18 protein-coding genes are annotated in these 20,735 nt (G+C 71.2%); 12 read left to right on the forward strand and 6 right to left on the reverse strand.

Going from position 1 to position 20,735, the window contains the following annotated elements; translation table 11 throughout:
* Window positions 1-17: 17 nt before the first annotated feature.
* Together AB0F03_RS30680 and AB0F03_RS30685 are read right to left on the reverse strand one after the other, a co-directional pair.
* Complete coding sequence (locus AB0F03_RS30680; RefSeq protein WP_361997734.1) at window positions 18-245, reverse strand: acyl carrier protein; 228 nt, start codon at window positions 243-245, stop codon at window positions 18-20.
* Between the two features lie 79 nt (window positions 246-324).
* Window positions 325-2,226 carry a KedN5 family methylcobalamin-dependent radical SAM C-methyltransferase gene (locus AB0F03_RS30685; RefSeq protein WP_361997737.1) on the reverse strand — a complete coding sequence of 634 codons (1,902 nt, stop codon included), beginning with the start codon at window positions 2,224-2,226 and terminating at the stop codon, window positions 325-327.
* Between the two features lie 570 nt (window positions 2,227-2,796).
* On the opposite strand from AB0F03_RS30685, the gene AB0F03_RS30690 reads away from it, so the two are divergent.
* From AB0F03_RS30690 to AB0F03_RS30700, 3 genes are read left to right on the forward strand one after another with little or no spacing between them, the layout of a single operon-like run.
* Window positions 2,797-3,738 carry a PIG-L family deacetylase gene (locus AB0F03_RS30690; protein WP_361997740.1) on the forward strand — a complete coding sequence of 314 codons (942 nt, stop codon included), beginning with the start codon at window positions 2,797-2,799 and terminating at the stop codon, window positions 3,736-3,738.
* A gap of 58 nt (window positions 3,739-3,796) precedes the next feature.
* Window positions 3,797-4,432 (forward strand): hypothetical protein, encoded by a 636-nt coding sequence (locus AB0F03_RS30695; RefSeq protein WP_361997743.1) that lies wholly within the window; start codon window positions 3,797-3,799, stop codon window positions 4,430-4,432.
* Window positions 4,432-4,959: a hypothetical protein gene (locus AB0F03_RS30700; protein WP_361997745.1), complete on the forward strand. Its 528-nt coding sequence runs from the start codon at window positions 4,432-4,434 to the stop codon at window positions 4,957-4,959. The genes AB0F03_RS30695 and AB0F03_RS30700 overlap by 1 nt, the downstream gene beginning before the upstream one ends.
* Here the strand turns inward: AB0F03_RS30700 and AB0F03_RS30705 are convergent, their stop codons facing one another.
* Together AB0F03_RS30705 and AB0F03_RS30710 are read right to left on the reverse strand one after the other, a co-directional pair.
* A complete protein-coding gene (locus tag AB0F03_RS30705; RefSeq protein WP_361997747.1) occupies window positions 4,960-6,039 on the reverse strand; it encodes a class I SAM-dependent methyltransferase in 1,080 nt (359 codons plus the stop codon).
* A 57-nt stretch (window positions 6,040-6,096) separates the two neighbouring features.
* On the reverse strand, window positions 6,097-7,215 hold the full coding sequence (locus tag AB0F03_RS30710; protein ID WP_361997750.1) for a radical SAM protein: 1,119 nt from the start codon (window positions 7,213-7,215) through the stop codon (window positions 6,097-6,099).
* A gap of 272 nt (window positions 7,216-7,487) precedes the next feature.
* On the opposite strand from AB0F03_RS30710, the gene AB0F03_RS30715 reads away from it, so the two are divergent.
* The 4 genes from AB0F03_RS30715 (at window position 7,488) to AB0F03_RS30730 (ending at window position 12,152) form a co-directional block, all read left to right on the forward strand.
* Complete coding sequence (locus tag AB0F03_RS30715; protein WP_361997753.1) at window positions 7,488-9,194, forward strand: carbamoyltransferase C-terminal domain-containing protein; 1,707 nt, start codon at window positions 7,488-7,490, stop codon at window positions 9,192-9,194.
* On the forward strand, window positions 9,191-10,390 hold the full coding sequence (locus AB0F03_RS30720; protein ID WP_361997755.1) for a DegT/DnrJ/EryC1/StrS family aminotransferase: 1,200 nt from the start codon (window positions 9,191-9,193) through the stop codon (window positions 10,388-10,390). The genes AB0F03_RS30715 and AB0F03_RS30720 overlap by 4 nt, the downstream gene beginning before the upstream one ends.
* A gap of 36 nt (window positions 10,391-10,426) precedes the next feature.
* The gene (locus tag AB0F03_RS30725) at window positions 10,427-10,915 is read left to right on the forward strand and encodes a glutathione peroxidase (protein ID WP_361997758.1); all 489 of its coding nucleotides are present in this window, start codon (window positions 10,427-10,429) and stop codon (window positions 10,913-10,915) included.
* A 280-nt stretch (window positions 10,916-11,195) separates the two neighbouring features.
* Window positions 11,196-12,152 (forward strand): hypothetical protein, encoded by a 957-nt coding sequence (locus AB0F03_RS30730; RefSeq protein WP_361997761.1) that lies wholly within the window; start codon window positions 11,196-11,198, stop codon window positions 12,150-12,152.
* Between the two features lie 19 nt (window positions 12,153-12,171).
* Here the strand turns inward: AB0F03_RS30730 and AB0F03_RS30735 are convergent, their stop codons facing one another.
* Complete coding sequence (locus AB0F03_RS30735; protein WP_361997764.1) at window positions 12,172-12,981, reverse strand: SGNH/GDSL hydrolase family protein; 810 nt, start codon at window positions 12,979-12,981, stop codon at window positions 12,172-12,174.
* Window positions 12,982-13,332: 351 nt separating this feature from the next.
* Between AB0F03_RS30735 and AB0F03_RS30740 the strand changes: the two genes are divergently transcribed.
* Complete coding sequence (locus tag AB0F03_RS30740) at window positions 13,333-14,505, forward strand: alpha-lytic protease prodomain-containing protein (RefSeq protein WP_361997766.1); 1,173 nt, start codon at window positions 13,333-13,335, stop codon at window positions 14,503-14,505.
* A 435-nt stretch (window positions 14,506-14,940) separates the two neighbouring features.
* Here AB0F03_RS30740 and AB0F03_RS30745 read toward each other — a convergent pair whose 3' ends face one another.
* Complete coding sequence (locus AB0F03_RS30745; RefSeq protein ID WP_361997768.1) at window positions 14,941-15,519, reverse strand: TetR/AcrR family transcriptional regulator; 579 nt, start codon at window positions 15,517-15,519, stop codon at window positions 14,941-14,943.
* A 282-nt stretch (window positions 15,520-15,801) separates the two neighbouring features.
* On the opposite strand from AB0F03_RS30745, the gene AB0F03_RS30750 reads away from it, so the two are divergent.
* Genes AB0F03_RS30750 through AB0F03_RS30765 form a run of 4 tightly spaced genes read left to right on the forward strand, consistent with a single transcriptional unit; the run spans window position 15,802 to window position 20,681 of the window.
* A complete protein-coding gene (locus AB0F03_RS30750; RefSeq protein WP_361997771.1) occupies window positions 15,802-16,383 on the forward strand; it encodes a 2Fe-2S iron-sulfur cluster-binding protein in 582 nt (193 codons plus the stop codon).
* A complete protein-coding gene (locus AB0F03_RS30755) occupies window positions 16,380-17,372 on the forward strand; it encodes a xanthine dehydrogenase family protein subunit M (RefSeq protein ID WP_361997773.1) in 993 nt (330 codons plus the stop codon). The genes AB0F03_RS30750 and AB0F03_RS30755 overlap by 4 nt, the downstream gene beginning before the upstream one ends.
* Entirely contained in the window at window positions 17,369-19,507 is a 2,139-nt protein-coding gene (locus tag AB0F03_RS30760; RefSeq protein WP_361997776.1) for a xanthine dehydrogenase family protein molybdopterin-binding subunit, read from the forward strand. The genes AB0F03_RS30755 and AB0F03_RS30760 overlap by 4 nt, the downstream gene beginning before the upstream one ends.
* A complete protein-coding gene (locus AB0F03_RS30765) occupies window positions 19,500-20,681 on the forward strand; it encodes an XdhC/CoxI family protein (RefSeq protein ID WP_361997779.1) in 1,182 nt (393 codons plus the stop codon). The genes AB0F03_RS30760 and AB0F03_RS30765 overlap by 8 nt, the downstream gene beginning before the upstream one ends.
* The last annotated feature ends 54 nt before the right edge of the window (window positions 20,682-20,735 follow it).

Genomic DNA, 20,735 nt, shown 5'->3' on the forward strand with positions numbered 1-20,735 from the left:
CGTCGGCGTCATGGCCGTCACGTCAGGGAGCGGCTCTCGCCGGCCCTCTGCTCGATGATGTAGGTGGCGAGGCCCTCGATGGAGAAGAGCGTCTCCTCCGTCAGATCCTCGTCCTCGAAGACGACATCGAACTTCTCCTCGAGGATCAGCAGGTACTCCAGAGCGTCCAGGGAGCTGAATCCGTACTGCTCCACGAGGCTGGCGTCGCCCTCCTCGGGCGCCTGCCGGTGATCGCCCTTGGTCATGCCCGCTGCGATCTCGTGGAGTTCCCGAATGAGTCCGGCGCGATCCATCGTCTCTCGTCTCCCGTGGTCAGAGTCTCGGTCAAACCTTCGTGAACTGTTCGTCGAGCTGCTGCTCGGTCAGCCCGCGGAAGCGGTCCATGCGGAAGTAGTGCTGGAGGTCGCCACCGAACTCGACGCGGTAGTAGAAGTCCGCGGTATGGCGCTCCGGCTCCGTGCTCACCGTCTCGCCGCGCCGGAGCGCGGCGATCAACCGGGGCACAGGGTGGGTGAACTCCGCGTCACTGCGCAGGTACCAGCGTTCCCCGTACTTCGTGACGACCGGGAGGTCCTCCTCGGGACCCGAACCGTCGGGCAGCGGGCGGACGGGCTGGCACAGCAGGTCGTACCGGAACACCTCGTCCAGGAGCGGCAGCAGGTGTTCGGGCACGTCGGGGCGCATGGCCTCCTGCCACCACTGCCGCAACAGCCGCTTGGTGAGCAGGCGCCAGACGTTGGGGTCGACCAGTTCGCTGGCGGAACTCGCCGGCTTGGCGACCGCGTGCAACTGCCGGGCCTCGGGGTCGTCGCTCTTCTCGATCCAGTCGGAGAAACTGAGGATGACGCGTGACTGGGGGACACCGGCGAGCTCACGCAGGGCGACCCAGATGTTGTGCAGCAGCAGACTCCGGGCCAGCACCCGGTTCCAGCAGATGAAGCGGAGCATGCGCTCGTTGTCCGCGAGCGTCATGGTCCTGTGGGCGAGCACGTAGTCGAAGTCGTCCTGCTCACCGCGCACGGTCACCAGTCCGTGCTGCTCCCGCTTGTCGTGGTACTCGGTGTTCGGCAGCAGCATCAGCGGATGGACGGCAATGAACGGCGTATGCCGTGCCGCCCGGTCGTAACCGTCCAGGAACGAGGCGATGGTCTCGCCCGGCGCTCCCCAGATCAGTTCCAGATACGGTGTGATGCCGTGTTCGGTCAGCCAGGCGACGAGACTTTCCCAGTCGTTCAGCTTCATGTTCCGCCGGCGCATGAGATCCAGCACGGAATCATCCATCGTCTGTAGAGCGAGGATGAAGGCGCTGTGCATCCCGGACTGCTTCATCTTTTCCATGATGCGGTAGAAGCCGGGAGACTTGTTCTTGGCCCAGGAGGTTTCGAGTCTCCTCGGGAACCCGTATGTGCTGCGCACCCGGAGCAGATCGTCGAGGAATTCCTCGTCCTGGCGCAAGAGCCCGAAATTGGAATCGGCGAGCATGAGGATCTCCGCGCCGTGCCGCCCCAGCACCTCGAGTTCCTCGCGCAGCCGCTCCCGGGAGAACGCCCGCATCTTCTGCCCGGTGGCGCCTCCCCAATAACAGAAGGCGCACTTGTAGGGGCAGCCGCGGTTCGTCTCCATGAGCGCGTAGTCGTAGAGGAAACGACCCTTTTTGTCGACGAGCGGCACCGCTCCGGTCAGGATGGGGGACGGCAGGATCTCGAGATCCTCGATACGTTCCCGCTCGGGAGTCGTGACCAGGTTCCCGTCGGCCTCCCGGAAGGAGATGCCGCTGATCTCGTGGAGGCCGGTGCGGCGGGCGCCGTCCAGATAGCCGTTCATCAGGTCCCGGAAGATCAGCTCTCCCTCGCCGTTCACCACCACGTCGACCTGGGGGAACATACGGAAGACCCGCTCGGCCTGGTGGGCGACGTGGTTGCCGCCGAAGATGACCCAGCCCTGCGGGTTCATCTGCTTGAACGTCTCCGCGAGGGTACCGAAGGAGCGGTAGTTCCAGCCCAGGACGGAGAAGCAGAGGATGTCGGGACACCCGTCCCGGATGAGATCCCGGGACATGGCGTTCAGGGCGACGTCGCCGGGATAGTTCCGGATGGAGATGTCCATCCGCCGTCGAATGCGCTCATCGGCGTCGGCGTACGCCTTCAGGTAGCCGATGGCCAGCGGCATGGAGGCCGCAGAATTCCCCCAGACTCCTTGCTGAACAAGTAGTACGCGAGTCTCCATTCACTGCCTCGTCCTCTAATCGCTCCGGCAGGCCAAATCGCAACTTTGAGGCTACAGCAGAAGATCCCCGACGCAATGGGGCCGCCGTCACCGGGCCGCCGGCATGGCCAATTCCCTGCGTTCGGCACCTGTTCAACCATGCCGGCGCACTGGTGAAGGTCACCGTCCGGGTGCGGCCGGGCGGCCCGGAACTCCTCCGGTGCGGGGCGGCTGACGTGCGAATTCGGCCGAGGGTGCGCGGCGTGTTCCCGGCGGGCGGCGCGGGCCGGGGGATGTCGCCGGAAGCGGCCTTCGGGACGGAATGAATGACCGGAAACCAATCCGCCTCTCGATGGTCCGCGAACAAAGATCAGAACGGCCCCGGCGGGGTAATTTCGGCCACCCGTCCCTCATTTTCTGCCGGTCTGGAACCTGCCCTGTGCGCGTGTGGCGGCGATCGGTATGCTCCGCCCATATCGCGTCTGTCATTCGTCACCGCTCGGGCTCGGGAGTTACATGACAGAGATTCCTGACACATGGTGCCCGACCGTCCTGCCGCATGTGGAAACAGTCGACGGTCGGCTCCGTTTCATGGGACGTCAGGTCGATGTGCCCGGCCCCGTGCCGGACCGTGACGCCGTCCTGCTGTCCCACTGCGACGGCAGTCGGCCCCTCGACGGCTTCACCGCGGCGGACCGCGGGACCATCGGCCGCTGGCGGCGGCACGGGCTGCTGCTCATGGCACCCCCGCGCACAGCCGGCCACGCGGTCGCGGAAGCGCCCGTGATCGTGTCCCCGCACCCGGACGACGCCGCTCTGGCCCTCGGCGGGACCGTGGCCCGGCAGGGGGGCCGGTTCCTCGACGTCTTCAGCGTCGAGACGTGGACCAGGGATCCGTACTACGGCCGACGTCCGGCGACGACCCGGCGCCTCCTGCTGGCGGAGGAGGCGGTCGCCGCCCGCGTGCTGGGCGCCCGGGTCGAGCTGCTGGGCTTCGTCGACGCCGCCGACCGCGACCTCAGACGGGACCGCTTCTTCGCCGACCCGGCCTGGTCCGACGGCTCCGCACGGGAGGAGCCGGAGCTCCTCGAGGCGGTCACGGAACGGCTGGCCCCCCTGCTGGACGGCGCCGGCCTCGTCTACGTGCCCCTGGGCGTCGGCGGTCACGTCGACCACCTCGCCTGCCGGGAAGCGGTGCTGGAACTGGCGCGCGGCGGACGGCTCGGCGGTGCGCAGGTCGCCTTCTACGAGGACCAGCCGTACTCCCTGTTCTCCGCCGCGGAGGAGACCGCGAAGCGGCTCGGCGCGCGCCTGGCCGAAGCGGGACTCGGCGCACTGCGCCCGCGGCTGCTGCCCGTGGACGAGACGGCGGCGCTCACCAAGTGCGAAGCACTGGGCGCCTACCGCATCCAGGTGCGCAAGGGCATCATCCAGCGCATCCGCCGCCACGACATGCGCCTGGCGCAGGGCGCGCAGGGCGCGGCGGCTCCGGCACCTCCGGCCGCCGAACGGGTCTGGCTGATGTACGGCTGACCGTCTCTCTCCCCCCGACCGGCAACCGCGGCCCCGCCGCTCTGTGAAGGGTTTCTTCATGTACGCACTGGCTCAGTCCCTGATACCGGCGGACCTGGAGGTCCTCACGGAGGCATGCGCCGAGGTGGGCCTCCCCCTGCATGTGACGGACCCCGAGGCCGGCCATGCCCCGCCGCCCGGCGCGCTGCTGGTCTCCTTCCACCGGATCGCCGCCGCGCGGCCGGACGACCTGTCCATGGAGGAGCTGAAGCGCGGGGGCGGTTACCCCGTGGCCGTGCTGGACGGCATCTCCGCCACCGAGGTCCTGGCCGCGGTCTCCCGCGGCTTCAGCTTCACGCTGGCCAGCCCCCTGCGGCGGCCCCGGCTCGTGGAGACCCTCAGCTACCTCAAGAACGTCACGCCGTCCGAGAACACCCAGGTGCTCACCCTCGACGGGAAGGGCTCACTGAGTAGCCCCGCGAAGTCGCTGCCCGTGACCCACGCCGAGGCGGAGCTGCTGCGCCTGCTGTCCGACCGGTCGGGCCAGATCGTCTCCCGTGAGGAACTCACCGAGGCCACGGGTGGGGAGGACGTGAACAAGGTGACCTCGGTCCTGAAGCAGAAGTTCCTGGACCTCGACTCCGGTGCGAAACTCCTCAAGGTCCCTCACCTGGGCTTCCGCCTCGTCGGGACCGTCCGCGAGGGCGCGAACTGATGCGCGCCGTGGTGATCACCGGCGCTCCGGGCGTGGGCAAGACCAGGCTGGGCCACCAGTTGGTGACCCGGTACAGCGTCCCGGCCGCCGCGATGGACTGCGATCCCATCGTCCATCCGTGGAACGGGGGCGAGGAGGTGTACGACCTGATGGCCGCGACCGTGCGCGCCGCCCTGCCCGTCTACCGGGAGTGGGGGGCGCGCGTCGTGATCGTCACCGGAGTGGTCCTCGTCGGCCGGGTCTACGAACGCTTTCAGAAGGTGTTCGAGGAACTCGGCGCGGACCCGGTCCATTACGGGTTACGGGCGGATGCGGAGGCGCTGGCGACCCGGATCGAGAAGGACGCGGGCGGCCGGCACTTCATCGAGGGCCGGCTCGCCGAGCGTCACCTCGACGCGGAGGTGCCCGATGTGCCCGGCGTCCGGCTGGTCGACACCACGCGCCTGACCCTGATCGAGGCGACCGACGCGGTCGCGGCCCTGGAACGCGCCGAGCTGGGGCCGGACTGGCTCGGCGCGCCCGGGTGATCACCGGAAGCGGCCCACCTCCATGCCCTCGCCGCCGAGTCGCACCGAGAGGACGAATCCGTAGTAGTGGGTGGCACCGATCCGCGTGACATACTCCCGGACCTCGTCGCCGAGCGGGCCCGTGAGCTGCTGCTGTTCGTCGCGCGGCGCGAAGGCCGGCCAGCGCGGGGGCGTCGAGGGCCGCAGCAGCAGGCGCCCGGAGACCTTCAGGCGCCGCAGCGCGGCTTCCAGCTCCGGGACGAAGAACGGCCCTCGCTCGTCCCCGTAGGCCGCGGCCTGGAGCAGTGCCTCGCCGTCCTCGGTGAGCAACCCGGGAACCTGGCGCAGGAGTTCCCAGAAGAACTCCAGGCCGTCCAGCCCGGCCTCGCCGGCCAACCAGCCGAGCGAGCCCCGACGCAGCGGCAGGCAGGGGGGATTGGAGACGACGAGATCGAACCGGGAGCTCAGGGAGAGGGACATGATGTCCCCCTCGGCGGCGGTCAGCCGGTCTCCCAGCCCGTTGACATGGGCGTTGAGCGTCGCAGCCGCCGTGCATTCCGGATTGACGTCGACGGACAGCACCTCGGCGCCGTTCCTGGCCGCCGACAGGCCGAGGATGCCGGTGCCGCACCCGAGGTCCAGGGCCGACCGCGCACCGCGGCGCGCCGCCACGAGGCGGGAGAGCGTCATCGAGTCGGTGCCGACCCAGGGCGCGTACGATCCCGTGTCCCGTCCGGCCGCCCGCCAGGCGGCCAGCAGCGACATACCGTCCCCGCGGACCAGGCAGTAGTCGGCCGACACCTTTCCGGAGTCCTCGGCGAGCACCCGGGCGCGGAGCAGGAGATCGAGCAGCGGACCGGGGACCTGCGAGCGGACATCGGACTCCGCCACCTGTTCCCCGAAGACGAACAGGGAGGAGAGGACGGACTCGGCGCCGATGGTGGTGGAGATCGCCGCCAGGGTCTCGGCGTTCCGCCACGGTGCGAGTTCACCGAGCCAGTCCCCGGCGAGCGTGAGCAGATCGTGCTGCGGAAGCGTGAGAAGCCTCTCCAGCCCGGCACCCGCGAAGTCGTCGCCGGAAATCCCATCCACTGAAAGCATTACTCTCCTCGAGGCCTCGGTATGCTCTGGTTCTCCGGCATTCCGCCGCCCGCGGGATCAGTGGGCGGACGGTTCCCCGGCCGGCTCGAAGATCGGCGTGAACGCCGACTTCAGCTCCCGTAGCCGTTCCAGAGCGCGGGGTCCGGCGTACGGCGCGCAACGCGCGATCTCCTCCTCGGAGATACCCCCGAACAGATAGAGGTTGACCACGTCGATCGGCCCGGTGCAGCTCTTGCAATACGGGAAGCGGGGCCGGGACTGCATGAACATATCGTAGTGCTGGTGCTTTCCGAACTGCTCATGGATCAGTTCGGGACTCTCCTTTATGTTTCCCATGGGCTTGAGCCAGGCGTACGGGCAGCAGGAGACGTCTCCCTGGCCGAAAAGCTGAACCATGGTGGCCGTCGCGTAACACCTCAGGGTGCGGACACCGGTGCGCAGTTGATTGCCTATGTGTTCCACGAAGGCGCGCGGCGGAAGGACCGCGGACAGTTCGTCGTAGCGTTCCAGCAGTGGCGCGAAATGGTCGCCGAGCGGGGGCGCGTGAGTGGTCCTGGTCTCTCCGCGTACGGGGAAGAAGTAGAGCATCACGCCACGGCCGTACCGTTCCAGCAGGAACTCGGCGAACTCCGCCTGGCTGCCGGCGTTCAGGTCACTGAGCACCGACTGGATCTCGATCGGGATGCCCAGCTCCACCGCGTGGTCCAGGTGGCGCATGATGACGTCGAAGAGCTTGTGCTGCTTCGGCGGCAGCCGGTGGCCGTTCAGCTCCAGCGTATGGCCGTCCAGGGAGAGGCACAGCTGGACGTTGCCCAGCTCGGCGAGGGTTTCCAGCCGGTGCGGCGTCAGGAAGGCGCCGTTGGTGATGACCTGCACGACCTCGTACTTCTCGCTGCATTCCGCGACGAACTCGGTGGAGCCCTTCAGCCAGAAGAACTCGCCACCGCTGAGGCGCATGATGGGGCTGTCCACATGACGGTGATAGGCGTCGAGGATCTCGTGCCAGTCCGCGCGCCGGTCGGTGGTCAGGCGCAGCCTCGCGTCCGGGACCTGCATGAGGAGGTTGAAGTCCTCGGTGAGGCAGTAGGAGCATCGCATCTGGCACAACTGCTCCTCGATGACCATGTCGTTCATGAGGAGCTTGAGACGGTCCTGACCGTCGCGGTGTGCGAACATCGCTTCACGGAACTCGCTTTTCAGGGCCATGCCTTATCACCGAACCCAGGGTCGTTTTCACGCATGACGCTCCGTTGACCGACGAGTCTAAGTTCACTCTGAACGCAGGGTCAATGTGCGCGGCCCGCGGTGCTGCCTTTCGGCTGGAACGCGACCCGATCCGGCCGGAGGATGGCTCATCTTCGCCTGATGGCCGACCAGTTGGAACAAGGTAGCGTTACCTCCACGTGCTCGCCAAATCAGTAGGCTGAACTGGCAGTAAGGACGGCAGTATGCTGGCTCTCGGGCTCGGTGGTTCCAACCATGACTTCTCGGCTTGTCTCGTCGAGAACGGTGAGATCGTCGTCGGTATTGAAGAGGAGCGGCTCACACGCCGCAAATACGCCGTCAATGTGAATTCACTGGCGAACCAGTGCTGGCGGTACTGCCTGACAACCCGGGGAGTCCGGCTCGGTGAGGTGGAGGCGATCGTCGCGGACGACACCCTCCTGCCCAGTTGCTACTTCCCGTTCCGCAGTCGGATGACGCTCATCCGGCATCACATGGCGCATGCCGCCAGCGCTTTCTATCCCTCGCCCTTCCCCGAGGCAGCCGTCCTCGTGGTCGACGGCGCGGGCAGCCTGTTCGAGGGGCACGGCGTCGAGACCATGACCATGTCGGTCGGCACCGGCACGGAGATCACCGAGATCTCCAAGGTGTACGGGACCAATTGGAGCACCGACGGCCTGCGGGAGGCCAAGGTCTACCAGGCCGGTGACAGCGACCACTCGCTGGGCTTCATGTACAAGGCGGTCAGCAGGGCCATCGGCTTCAGCCTCTACGAGGAGGGCAGCTGGTACCTGACCGAGGACGGCAAGACCATGGGCCTCGCGCCCTACGGGACCGACCGCTACCGGGCCGAGTTCCACCGCTACCTCGACCTCCTGCCGGAGGGCCGGTTCCAACTGCATCTGAAGAGCGGCGGACTGCTGCACATCGTCGAGCACGCCCTGGACGGACTCGAAGGGGACGAGCGCTTCGCCCGGGGCGCCGACCTCGCCTGGGCCGCGCAGGACCTCCTGGAGACCGCCGTCCTGCACGCCGCCCACTGGCTGCACCGGGAGACCGGACTCTCCCGCCTCTGCCTGGCCGGCGGTGTGGTCCTCAACTCGGTGGCGAACGGCAAGATCCTGCGGAACACACCCTTCACCGACGTCTTCGCCCAGCCCGCCGCGGGCGACAACGGCTGCGCGGTCGGCTGCGCGTACTACGGCTGTCACGTCCTCGGCGAGCAGCCGCGGCCGCGCGGCCCGAAGGCGCCCAGGACGGCCCCGCGGCCCCAGCGCCACACCTACCTCGGCCGGTCGTACAGCACCGAGGAGATCCAGACCGCCCTCGACGCCTCCGGCCTGCCCCACCGGCGCGTGGCGCGGCCGGCCCGGCTGGCGGCCGGACTCCTCCCGCGGGGCGCGCTCATAGGCTGGTTCACCGGTGGCTCCGAGTTCGGGCCGCGTGCCCTCGGCCACCGCAGCATCCTCGCCGATCCGCGCCGCGCCGAGATGAAGGACATCCTCAACCGCAAGGTGAAGCACCGCGAGGCGTTCCGGCCGTTCGCCCCCGCCGTCCTCGCCCACCGGGCCTCCGAGTACTTCGAACTCGACATCGAGTCCCCGTACATGCTGCTCGTCGCGCCCGTGCGGGACGACAAGCGCCAGGAGGTGCCGGCCATCACCCACGTCGACGGGACGGCACGGGTCCAGACGCTGACCCCCGAGGCGAACGGCGCCTTCTACGAACTGGTGGAACGGTTCGGCGAGCTCACCTCCGTACCCGTCGTACTCAACACCTCCTTCAACGACCGCGGTGAGCCGATCGTGGAGACCCCCGAACAGGCGCTGGCCTTCTTCGGGCCCAGCCGGCTCGACTACCTCTTCCTGGAGGACTTCGTGGTGGCCCACAGCACGACGGACCTCGACACGGTGACGGAGGCGGCCGCGTGACCGACGGCCCGCGGATGCGGTACGAGACCTGGCGGGCCCTCGCGCTGTGGGGAGAGGAGGAGGCGGCCGCCGCCATGGAGGTGATCCGGTCCCGGTCGCTGTTCCGCTACTACGGGCCGGACCTGCGCCACCGGACCGACACGTTCGAGGCCGCGTTCTCCGCGGTGGCGGGGGTCCCGCACACGGTCGCCGTGTCCTCCGGCACCGCCGCGCTCACCGCCGCGATGATCGGCCTGGCGATTCCGCCCCGGGCGGAGGTGATCGTGCCCGCCGTGACCTTCGTCGGCAGTGTCAGCGCCGTCGTCGCCGCCCGCGGCATCCCCGTCTTCGCCGAGGTCGACGACTCGCTGACGCTGGACCCCGCGAAGCTGGAGGAGCAGATCACCGAGCGCACGTGGGGCGTGATGCCGGTCCACCTCAACAACGCCGCCGCCGACATGGGGCCGATCACGGAGGTCGCGCGCCGGCACGGACTGCGGGTGATCGAGGACGCGGCCCAGGCCGCCGGCGTCGGCTACCGGGGACGGCCCGTCGGCAGCCTCGGCGACGCGGGCGCCTTCAGCTTCCAGCTCGACAAGAACATCACCGCCGGCGAGGGCGGCGCGGTCACCGTGGCCGATGCCGACGTGTACGACCGGGTGGCCCGGTACCAGGACCAGGGCGGCCAGTTCACCACCTCCAAGGGCGCGACGCGGGGAACCGCCGACAGCCCGCCGTTCATCGGCGCCAACCAGCGTATGACCGAGCTGACCGCGGCCATCCTGTCCGCGCAGCTCCCTCGGCTGGTCCCCATGTGCCGGCGCCTGCGCGACGTGGCGCGCCAGGTGCGCGGCGAGACGGCCGATCTGCCGGTGCGCTGGCGGCGGCTGCCGGACGAGGACGGATCGGGCGGTGACCTCACCCTGTTCCTCGACTCGCGCCTGGCGGCGCGCGGCTTCGTCGCCGGCCTGAACGCCGAGGGCATCCCGGCGCACACCATGTACCAGGGGCAGCCGGTCACGGCCAACCGCGCCGTGCGGGAAGGACGTACGCCCTGGGGCGTGGAGTGGGACCGTCCGCCGCGCTACCGGACCAGCGAGGGGCTCCTCGGCCGCTCCGTCACCATCGGTCTGGGCGCCGGCATGACCGACGAGGACGTCGATGCCGTCGTCAGCGCCTTCCGCAAGACCTACCCGGGCATCACCCGGTCCGACTGAACGAGCACCCCGACAGGAGCGGAGCGACACGCCGACATGACCCTGTACGACATTCCCGTCCGCACACTCGCCGGGGAGCCCGGCGACCTGAGCGCCTACCGGGGAAAGGCACTGCTCGTGGTCAACGTCGCCTCGCAGTGCGGGCGGACACCGCAGTACGCGGCGCTGGAACGACTGCACCGGCGCTACGGGCCCCGCGGGTTCGCCGTTCTGGGCTTCCCCTGCAACCAGTTCGGGGAACAGGAACCGGGAACCCCCGAGGAGATCCGGGAGTTCTGCTCCACCACCTACGACGTCACCTTCCCCCTCTTCGAGAAGGTGGACGTCAACGGCGCGCGGAGGCACCCGATCTACGAGTTCCTCACCGCCGCCCCCGACGAGCACGGGGTGGCCGCAGACGTGGAGTGGAACTTCGAGAAGTTCCTCGTCTCGCCCGACGGCCTGGTGGCGCACCGCATCGGTTCACGCGTCAGGCCGGACACGCCCGACGTCATCGCCAGGATCGAAGCGCTCCTGCCGACCTGACCCCGCCCCGGGCGTCCGCCCCCTCGGGGGAGGCGCGCGCGGGCGGGAAGGCGCCCGTACCGCGTCACGGGGGGAGGGGCGGCACCTCGCCTCCTGCCCGGGCGGTCGGGTCATCGCGATGTACCCCGGGAGCAAGCTCGTGAACCGGGGCCTCCCGCCCGCCGCGGAGCGCGGCCTGGTGATGGCCGGGGGACGGGCGCGCACGGACGAAACGGTCGGTGACAGATAACGATCTCGGCGCATACCTTGCGTAATCCACAAGCCCGTCTAGCCTCCGGCCATGGCTTTTCTATCGCGTCGCCGCGGAGCGGCACGTCTGGCGCCGGAACTCGGTGACCAGGACCTGGGCAGGCTGCTGAAGTCCCTGCTGGCGACCACGCGGACCGGAACGATCGCGACGACGGACCTGTGCGCCGCGCAACTGTCCCGGCTGCTGGGCCAGGAGCCGGGCGACTGGGACCGCCGGACGCACCGCATGGGCGTGCTGGCCGGCTTCCTGGCCGGATCGCATCTGGCGCGGACCTGGGCCACGCGCGAGCCGCGTGACGTGAACGCGCTCGTCCTGCACGCCTGGACCCAGGTCGCCCACGCCCGTACGCGCGGGGGCCTGGAGGACGCGGCCGGCACCGTGGACAGCTGTCTGCGGGCCGCCGAGATCGCACCGGAGGATCCCACCCCGTGGGTCGTCCTCCTGGCGGTGGCGCGCGTGGAACGCTGGGCACAGCCCCGGGTGTTCGGGGTGTGGAACGAGGTGCTCGCGCGTGACCGCTGGAACCGGGAGGCGTATCTGGGCATGCTGGGCTATCTGAGCCCGGAGGAGGCCGGATCGCGCATCCAGGTCCTGGAGTTCGTGGACACCCTGCGGGCCCGCATGCCCGCGAACGCCCCTTGCGCGGCGACGGAACTGACCGCCCAGGTCAAGCAGTACCACGCGGTGCTCGACCGGGGCGGGTTCGAGGCGCTGGTGGCGCGCAACCACTGGTCCCAGGCGATGGCGGCCCAGGCCCTCGACCGTGTCGTGTCCACCTGGGTACGGCCGGGGTTCCTGACCCACGCCGCGGCCATGGCCGATCTCAACGTCCTCGCCTACGCGTTGCTGGCCGCCGACCGGCGGGTGGAGGCCCGAGCGGTGTTCGACGCGCTCGACGGCACCGTCACCGCCTGGCCCTGGCAGGCCGGCGGCGACCCGGTCCAGGAGTTCGAGCAGGCGCGGCGCAAGGCGACGGCCGGTAGGTGACCGGAGCCCGTGCCCCGGTTCAGAGCGCGTCGGTGAGCAGGGGGAGATAGCCGAGGGAGTGCCCGGTCGCCGTAGGGTGGTAGGACTCGCCGAGATCCAGCCAGTCGACGCTGTGCAGCCAGGGTTCGGGCGAGCAGATCTCGTGCCCGCCGAACGCGCTCCGCACGTCGACGAAGGTGAAACCGTGGGCGGCGGCGCGCGCGGCGAGCACCTCGTTGAGATGGTCCGAGACGTCGTTGAGCGCGGACCGCTCGGTGTCCGACAAGCCGCCCGAACAGCTGCCGTGCAACTGGTACAGGCGCGGATAGCCGAGCACCACGACACGGGCGGCGGGCGCTCTGCCGCGGATGGCCGAGTAGAGACGGTCGAGATTGCCCGGCAGCGTCCCGTCCGTGGCGGAGCGGGCCTTGGCCACGGCGGACAGACACCTGCCGCTGCCGCCCACCACGCAGGCCGCCATCACGCTGGTGAAGCCCGCGTCCCGGCCGCCTGCCGTGAGGGTGACCAGACCGGTGCGCGGGCCGAGCGGGCCGAGCTGGTTGTTGAGCACGTCGCCGGTCCTGGCGCCGTCGCAGGCGGTGAAGCCGAACGACGAGGGGGAGTGGGCCGCGGCCCACAGGGCGGGGAAGGACAGGCTGCTGCGCAGGCAGCGCGGCATGGCGGTGAGGTAGCTGCCGGCTCCGACCCCCGCCGAGTAGGAGTCACCGAGGGCTACGTAGCCCGTGGCCGCGATGCCGGGTGCCGCCGCGGTGGCCGCGGGACCGGCGAGGGTGCAGGCGGCCGCGAGGAGGAGGGAGGCCGCCCAGGGTGGTATTCGGGACTTTCTCATGACTCTCCTCTATCCCGGCCCGGCCCGCTCCGCCCGCCCTGGACCCCTGCGAGACCCGGCCGAGTTGACGGATGCCGCCGCTCATGGCGCGGCGGGGACACCCCCGTGACGGCGGGCACGCGGGCCGGAGGCGGACACGCGGTGAGGGGCCGTCCACCCGGCGGACTTCACCCGATGAGCCGTCACCCGCCCGGCGGCGTACCGGGCCGCCGATTACATCGTTGAATTGGGCCTTGCATTGGCATGGACCTGACGCGCGGACGCGACTAGGCTCTGCCCCGCCACGCATGAGAGCGCTCTCAGACATCGGCTGTTCCACCCCCACCCCTGGAACGACGAAGGGCAACCTCCGTGAGACGCACCAGACTTGCGCACGCCGTCGCGGCCGCATTCCTCGTCCTCGGCGGACTGAGCGCGGCCGGTACCTTCCCGGCGTCGGCGACCGGCTCCGCCGCCGAGCCCGCCGCCTCCGCACGATCCGCCCAGCCCGCCGCCGACGGCGTCGTCACCGCCATGCAGCGGGACCTCGGCCTGACCCGTACCCAGGCGGTGGCCCGGCTCGCGGCCGAGAAGACCGCCGCGCACCTCGCCCCCAAGGCTCGCCGCACGGCGGGCGCCGCCTACGCGGGCTCCTGGTTCGACGCCCCGAGCGGGCGTCTGACCGTGGCGCTCACCCGGGACGCCCCGGCCGCCACGCGCCGGGCGATCGAACGCTCCGGGGCCACCGTCCGTACCGCCGAGCACAGTGCCCGGCAACTCGACGCGGCCAAGGCGCGCATCGACCGGCTGACCGCGCCCACGGGGGTCAGCGGCTGGCATGTCGATCCGAAGGCGGGCACGGTCGTCGTCGAGGTCGTACGCGGCAAGCGGACCGACAACGATGTCCGGCGCTTCCTGTCCCGGGCCCGAAGGACCGGGCCCGTCACCGTCGAGGTCTCCGCGGCCCCGAGAACCCTCGCCGCCGGCACCGTGGGCGGTGACCCCTACTACACCGGCAACGTCCGCTGTTCCATCGGCTTCTCGGTGTACGGCGGCTTCGTCACGGCCGGGCACTGCGGGCAGCCCGGCGCCGGGGTGAGCGGCTGGGACCACTCCTACATCGGCACCTTCCAGGGCTCCTCGTTCCCGGACAACGACTACGCCTGGGTCAGCGTGGGCAGCGGCTGGTGGACGGTGCCGGTGGTGCTCGGCTGGGGCACGGTGTCCGACCAGCTCGTCCGCGGCTCCGCCGTGGCGCCCGTCGGCTCCTCGGTGTGCCGTTCGGGTTCCACCTCGCACTGGCACTGCGGCACCGTGCTGGCGCTGAACGAGACCGTCAACTACAGCCAGGGCGCGGTGCACGAGCTGACCAAGACCAGCGCCTGCGCCGAACCCGGTGACTCGGGCGGCTCCTTCATCACCGGGGACCAGGCCCAGGGCGTCACCTCCGGCGGCTGGGGCAACTGCTCCAGCGGCGGCGAGACCTGGTTCCAGCCGATCAACGAGATCCTGGGCCGGTACGGTCTGACCCTGCACACCTCCTGACCGGAACCCGGCAGCCCGGGGGGTTCCGCACGCCCGACGCGGAACCCCCACCCGTCACACCTGGCGTCGCCAGGACCGTCCGTGCGGGCCCCCACCCGTCACCCCCGGCGTCGCCGGGACCGTCCGCGTGACGACACCACCGCGGAACGGATCTCCGTCCGCCACGTCCGGCACCTCGACCACCCGTCCCGGGACCGCATGCCCACCACGTGTGCGTCGCGGTCGACGCCACCCTGCCCAGCTCGACGCCTGCGCGCCGACCGGCTGGGCCCGCCGGCGACCGGTCCGTCACACGGCGCCGACGCGGCCTCACCGCGCGCGGTGCCGACAGTGCGCCGGACCGGACGGCGGGCGGCGCGTCACCCGCGCGGCGTCCCGTCCGCACCACGGCGGCGCCTCACCCACAGAACGCCCCCACCCGCTTCCGGCCGCACCTCACCCCCGAGGCGCCCCGCTGCGCAGACCGGACATGACCAGGTCGAGGAGTCTGGCGGCGCGGGGGCGCCAGTCCTCGTGAGGGTCGAGTTGCCACAGGCCCGCTATGGCGAGGAGGAAGTCGTCGGCGGTGACCGCGGGGCGGATGGCGCCGACTTCCTCGTTGGCGCGCAGCAGACGTTCCGCCGCGTGGGCCACCGGTGTGGGGGACGGCTTGGCAGGGCCGCCGGGCGCGCCGGTGACCTGCCGTATCGCGTCGGCCAGTCCGGCCTTGGTCATGGCGAACTCGGCGAGCCGGTCCATCCAGGCGCGCAGGGCCTCGTCGGGCGCGCGAGTGGCCAGCAGGTGTTCCGCGCTGTCCGCGACCTGCTGCATCTCGTGGCGGTAGATCTCCAGGACGAGTGATTCGCGGTTGGGGAAGTTGCGGTAGAAGGTGGCCTGCCCGACGCCCGCCTTCCTGGCGATCTGGCTCAGGGGGGTGTCGGCGCAGTGCGACAGTTCGGCGAGTGCCACTTCCAGGATGCGCTCGCGGTTGCGCTGTGCGTCCGAGCGCCGGCGTGAGTCCTTCTGCTGCGGCACTCGTCCTCCTCAAGGCGTGGCCGAACGGCGTGGCCGAACCTCGCCCTTGCTAAGCGGACAACTGTCCGTTACGTTTTCCAGGAACGGACAGCTATCCGGTTACGTTCACCATAGCGGCGGAGGCGGCCCTGCGGGAGTCGCCGGCCGCCCTCCACGGGGCCCTGCGCCCCGCACCTTCGTTCGCCCCGCGCTCGCGTCACCAACCGCACGACGTACTCCCCGCGCCGCCACCCCTCGGCCGCCGGCCCCCCGTCTGTCCTGGAAATGCGAAAGAAGCAGCTCATGGCCTCATCGACGTCCAGTGCCATCACCTTGAGGATCAACGGCGAGAAGTACACACTGCCCGTCGATCACCGCACCACCCTGCTCGACGCCCTGCGCGAGCGTCTCGATCTCACCGGCACCAAGAAGGGCTGCGACCAGGGGCAGTGCGGGGCCTGCACGGTCCTGCTGGACGGACGCCGGTCCGTCGCCTGCCTGCAACTGGCCGTGGCGGCCGAGGGCCGGGAGATCACCACCATCGAGGGCGTGGCCGACGGTGAGCGGCTGCACCCCGTGCAGCAGGCCTTCCTCGACCTGGACGGTTTCCAGTGCGGCTACTGCACACCGGGCCAGATCTGTTCGGCGATCGGGATGATCGAGGAGCACGCGGCGGGCTGGCCGAGCGCCGTCACCGAGGACGTCCGTCCCGAAGCGGGGCCCCCGCCCCTGACCGCCGAGGAGATCCGCGAGCGGATGAGCGGAAACCTGTGCCGTTGCGCCGCTTACGTCGCGATCGTCGACGCGGTGGCCCGGGCGGCCGGGGCCCGGCCGGACGAGGAACGCGCGCACCCCGTGACGGGTGCCGAGGAGGCTGTGGCATGAGGGAGTTCGACTACCAGCGGGCGCACGACGTCACCGGCGCCGTCGCCCTGCTCGGCGCCGATCCGGACGCCCGCTATCTCGGTGGCGGCACCAACCTGGTCGACCTGATGAAGACCGGCGTCGAGCGGCCCGCGCGGCTCGTCGACGTCCGCGAACTCCCGCTGGACGAGATCGAGACCACGTCGGAGGGCGGTCTGCGCATCGGCGCCACCGTCACCAACGGTGATCTGGCCGCCCACCCCGAGGTCCGGCGCCGTTACCCGGCGCTCGCCCAGGCGGTGCTGGCCGGTGCGTCCGGCCAGCTGCGCAACATGGCCACGGTCGGCGGGAACCTGCTCCAGCGCACCCGGTGCGGCTACTTCACCGACGTCACCCAGCCCTGCAACAAGCGGATTCCCGGCAGCGGTTGCCCCGCCATCGAGGGTGAGCACCGCAACCACGCGATCCTGGGCGCTTCCGACCACTGTGTGGCCGTACATCCCTCGGACATGGCCGTGGCCCTGACCGCCTTCGACGCCGTCGTCCGGTTCGAGACGGCGGACGGGCCCGGGCAGGTGCCGCTCGCCGACTTCTACCTGCCCGTCGGGGACACCCCGCACCGGGAGACCGCTCTGCCGCCGGGCGCGCTGATAACCGGCGTGACACTGCCGCCCGCCCCGGTCGCCGCCCGCTCCCGCTACCGCAAGGTCCGCGAGCGCGCCTCCTTCGCCTTCGCCGTCGGCTCCCTCGCCGCCGCGCTCGACGTCCGTGACGGCGTCGTCCGGGACGCGCGCCTGGCCCTCGGCGCCGTGGCCTCCCGTCCGTGGCGGGCCGCCGCGGCCGAGCGGGTCCTGATCGGCGCACCGGCCACCGCCGAGACCTACGCCGCCGCGGCGGACGCCGAGCTGGCGGCGGCACGGCCGCTGCCGCACAACGGCTACAAGGTGGACCTCGTCCGCAATCTGGTGGTGGCCGTCCTGACCGAACTCGCCGAGGAGAGCGCACGATGACCGCCGTCACCACCGGAACACCCGCGCAGGCGCCCTCCGTCGGCACCGGCCACACCCGTGTCGAGGGCAGGGACAAGGTCACCGGAGCGGCCCGCTACGCGGGCGAGGTGCCCTTCGCCGACCTCGCCCACGGCTGGCTGGTGCTGTCCACGGTCGCGCGGGGCCGCGTACGCGCCCTCGACACCGAGCCCGTCCTGGCCATGCCGGGCGTCATCACCGTGCTGGACCACCGCAACGCCCTGCGCCTGGAGACCGACTACACCGGTCTGATGGGCATGCGCCCCGACCCGACCTGCGCGGTCTTCCAGCACGACCGGGTGCCGCACCGGGGCTGGCCGGTTGCGCTGGTCGTCGCCGAGACGTCCGAGCAGGCGCGGGAGGCCGCCGAGGCGCTCGTCGTGCACTACGAACAGGAGCCGCACGACGTCGAGTTCACCGGCGAGCGGCCGGACGCGTACCCACTGGACGGCCATATGCCGGCGGTGACGGAGAAGGGGGACCTCGACGCCGCGCTCGCCTCCTCGCCCGTCGTCGTGGACGCCGAGTACACCACCCCCGAAGAGCACCACAACCCCATGGAGCCCCACGCGGCGACCGCCCGCTGGGACGGCGGCCAGCTCGAGGTGATCGACTCCAACCAGGGCGTCACCTGGGTCGCCGGGGAACTCGCGAACCTCTTCACCCTCGACCCGGCCTCCGTGCGCGTGCGCTCCGAACACGTCGGCGGCGGCTTCGGCAGCAAGGGGGTCCGCGCCCACCAGGTCTCCGCCGTGATGGCCGCGACCGTCCTGCACCGGCCGGTACGGGTGGTGCTGACCCGGCGCCAGATGTTCTCGCTGGCCGGCTACCGCAGCCCCACCACCCAGCGCGTCCGGCTCGGCGCCGACACCGCCGGACGCCTGCGCGCCCTGGACCACCGAGCCGTCAGCGCCACCTCCACGGTGCACGAGTTCATCGAACCGAGCGCCGGGGTGGCGCGGGTGATGTACGACGCCGACGCCCACCACACCGCCAACCGTCTCGTACGGCTCGACGTACCGACCCCGACATTCATGCGTGCCCCGGGCGAGGCACCCGGCTCGTTCGCGCTGGAGGCGGCGCTCGACGAACTCGCCGAGAAGTGCGGGCTCGACCCGGTCGAACTGCGTCTGCGCAACGAGCCGGACAAGGGCCCGGTGTCGGGCCTGCCGTTCGCCGGCCGTCATCTGGCCGCCTGCCTGCGGGAGGGCGCCCGCCGGTTCGGCTGGGCGGACCGGGACCCGCGTCCCGGGGTGCGCCGGGACGGCCGCTGGCTGCTCGGTACCGGTACGGCCGCGGCCTCGTTCCCGGCGGGCGCCGCGCCGTCCACCGCCGCCGCGACCGCCCACCCGGACGGCACCTTCACCGTGCGGATCTCCGCGGCCGACATCGGCACCGGCGCCCGTACCGCGCTCACTCTGGTCGCCGCGGACGCGCTCCAGGTGCCGCCGGAGCGCATCCGGGTGCGCATCGGGGACAGCGCCTTCGGCCCCGCCATGATCGCCGGCGGCTCCATGGGCACCCGATCCTGGTCCTGGGCCGTCCAGGCCGCGGCCGGTGACCTGCGCGAACGACTGGCGCTCGGCGCCGACATCCCGCCGGAGGGCATCACCGTACGCTCCGACACCACCGCGGCCATCGCGGCGCTGCCGCCCGCCGAACGCCACTCCTACGGCGCGCAGTTCGCGGAGGTCGCCGTGGACGCCGGCACCGGCGAGGTGCGGGTGCGGCGCATGCTCGGCATCTTCACGGCGGGCCGGATCGTCAACCCGCTCACCGCTCGCAATCAACTGCTGGGCGGCATGATCTGGGGCATCTCCATGGCCCTGCACGAGGAGGCCGTCCGGGACCGCGCCTCGGGCGGCCATGTCGGCGCCGACCTCGCGGGCTATCACGTCGCCACCCACGCCGACGTGCCCCGTATCGAGGCGGACTGGCTCGAGGACACGGACCCGGACGACCCGGTCGGCATCAAGGGCATCGGAGAGGTCGGCATCGTCGGCGCCGCGGCGGCGATCGCCAACGCGGTGTGGCACGCGACCGGCGTACGCCACCGCGACCTGCCCATCCGGCCCGACCGCGTCCTGTCGGCCGCCGCGGGAGCCCCGGATGCTTGATCTGGCCGGGGAACTGCGCCGCTGGACCGAGGAGGGCCGGGAGTTCGCCGTCGCCACCGTGGTGGCGGTCGCCGGCAGCGCGCCGCGCGCTCCCGGCGCGGCCCTCGCCGTCGACAGCGAGGGCACGGTCATCGGCTCGGTCTCCGGCGGCTGCGTGGAGGGCGCGGTCTACGACCTGTGCCGCGAGGCGCTGCGGACCGGCAGGAGCGTGCTCGAACGGTTCGGCTACAGCGACGACGACGCCTTCGCCGTCGGCCTGACCTGCGGCGGGACGATCGACGTGCTGGTCACACCGGTGACCGGGGACGCCCGCGTGCGCACCGTCCTGCGGTCGGCGCTGTCGGCCGCCGCGCTGGGCGAACCGGCGGCCCTCGCCCGGGTCGCCCGGGGCCCCGCCGAACTCCTCGGCCGGGCCCTGCTGGTCCGCTCCGACGGCACGTCCGAGGGCGCTCTCGGCGGCCACCCGGAGCTGGACCGGGTGGCGGCGGCCGAAGCCCGCGCCCTGCTGGAGGCGGGCCGTACCGGCACGGTGGACCTGTCGGCGAGCGGAGCGGGAGTGGGGTCCCCCCGGACGGAGTCCGGGGGAGGTTGGCACTGCCCTGGCGGTCTGACACTGCTGGTCGAGTCGAACGTGCCGCCCCCGCGCATGATCGTCTTCGGTGCGGTGGACTTCGCGGCGGCGCTCGCCCGGGCCGGCCGGTTCCTCGGCTACCGCGTCACCGTCTGCGACGCCCGGCCCGTCTTCGCCACGCCGGACCGGTTCCCGGACGCCGACGAGGTCGTCGTCGACTGGCCGCACCGCTATCTGCGACGCACCACCACCGATGCCCGTACGGTCCTGTGCGTGCTCACCCACGACGCGAAGTTCGACGTACCGTTGCTGAAGGTGGCCCTGCGGATGCCGGTCGCGTTCGTCGGGGCGATGGGCTCGCGCCGCACCCACGAGGACCGCAACCGGCGTCTGATGTCTGAAGGCCTCACCGAACGGGAACTGTCGCGGCTCCACTCACCGATCGGTCTCGACCTCGGCGCCCGCACACCGGAGGAGACCGCCCTGTCCATCACGGCGGAGATCGTCGCCGCGCGACGGGGCGGGACGGGGGCCCCGCTGACCGGGGTGAAGACGCCGATCCATCATGAGAACGGGGAGGCCGGACGGCCGGCGGTCGCCTGACGTTCCTTCTCCAGGAGCGGACGGCCGTGAGGGCGGCACGGGCCGTGCGGATCC

Origin of the sequence: Streptomyces sp. NPDC028722 (genome assembly GCF_040637655.1) — a bacterium.
Classification (GTDB): Bacteria; Actinomycetota; Actinomycetes; order Streptomycetales; family Streptomycetaceae; genus Streptomyces.

Coding starts and splice junctions, on each gene's coding strand:
- AB0F03_RS30735 (WP_361997764.1), bottom strand. CDS start 12,981: ATGAGAAAGTCCCGAATACCACCCTGGGCGGCCTCCCTCCTCCTCGCG.
- AB0F03_RS30710 (WP_361997750.1), bottom strand. CDS start 7,215: ATGTTCGCACACCGCGACGGTCAGGACCGTCTCAAGCTCCTCATGAAC.
- AB0F03_RS30695 (WP_361997743.1), top strand. CDS start 3,797: ATGTACGCACTGGCTCAGTCCCTGATACCGGCGGACCTGGAGGTCCTC.
- AB0F03_RS30690 (WP_361997740.1), top strand. CDS start 2,797: ATGGGACGTCAGGTCGATGTGCCCGGCCCCGTGCCGGACCGTGACGCC.
- AB0F03_RS30725 (WP_361997758.1), top strand. CDS start 10,427: ATGACCCTGTACGACATTCCCGTCCGCACACTCGCCGGGGAGCCCGGC.
- AB0F03_RS30765 (WP_361997779.1), top strand. CDS start 19,500: ATGCTTGATCTGGCCGGGGAACTGCGCCGCTGGACCGAGGAGGGCCGG.
- AB0F03_RS30755 (WP_361997773.1), top strand. CDS start 16,380: ATGAGGGAGTTCGACTACCAGCGGGCGCACGACGTCACCGGCGCCGTC.
- AB0F03_RS30760 (WP_361997776.1), top strand. CDS start 17,369: ATGACCGCCGTCACCACCGGAACACCCGCGCAGGCGCCCTCCGTCGGC.
- AB0F03_RS30705 (WP_361997747.1), bottom strand. CDS start 6,039: ATGCTTTCAGTGGATGGGATTTCCGGCGACGACTTCGCGGGTGCCGGG.
- AB0F03_RS30750 (WP_361997771.1), top strand. CDS start 15,802: ATGGCCTCATCGACGTCCAGTGCCATCACCTTGAGGATCAACGGCGAG.
- AB0F03_RS30715 (WP_361997753.1), top strand. CDS start 7,488: ATGCTGGCTCTCGGGCTCGGTGGTTCCAACCATGACTTCTCGGCTTGT.
- AB0F03_RS30685 (WP_361997737.1), bottom strand. CDS start 2,226: ATGGAGACTCGCGTACTACTTGTTCAGCAAGGAGTCTGGGGGAATTCT.
- AB0F03_RS30730 (WP_361997761.1), top strand. CDS start 11,196: ATGGCTTTTCTATCGCGTCGCCGCGGAGCGGCACGTCTGGCGCCGGAA.
- AB0F03_RS30700 (WP_361997745.1), top strand. CDS start 4,432: ATGCGCGCCGTGGTGATCACCGGCGCTCCGGGCGTGGGCAAGACCAGG.
- AB0F03_RS30680 (WP_361997734.1), bottom strand. CDS start 245: ATGACCAAGGGCGATCACCGGCAGGCGCCCGAGGAGGGCGACGCCAGC.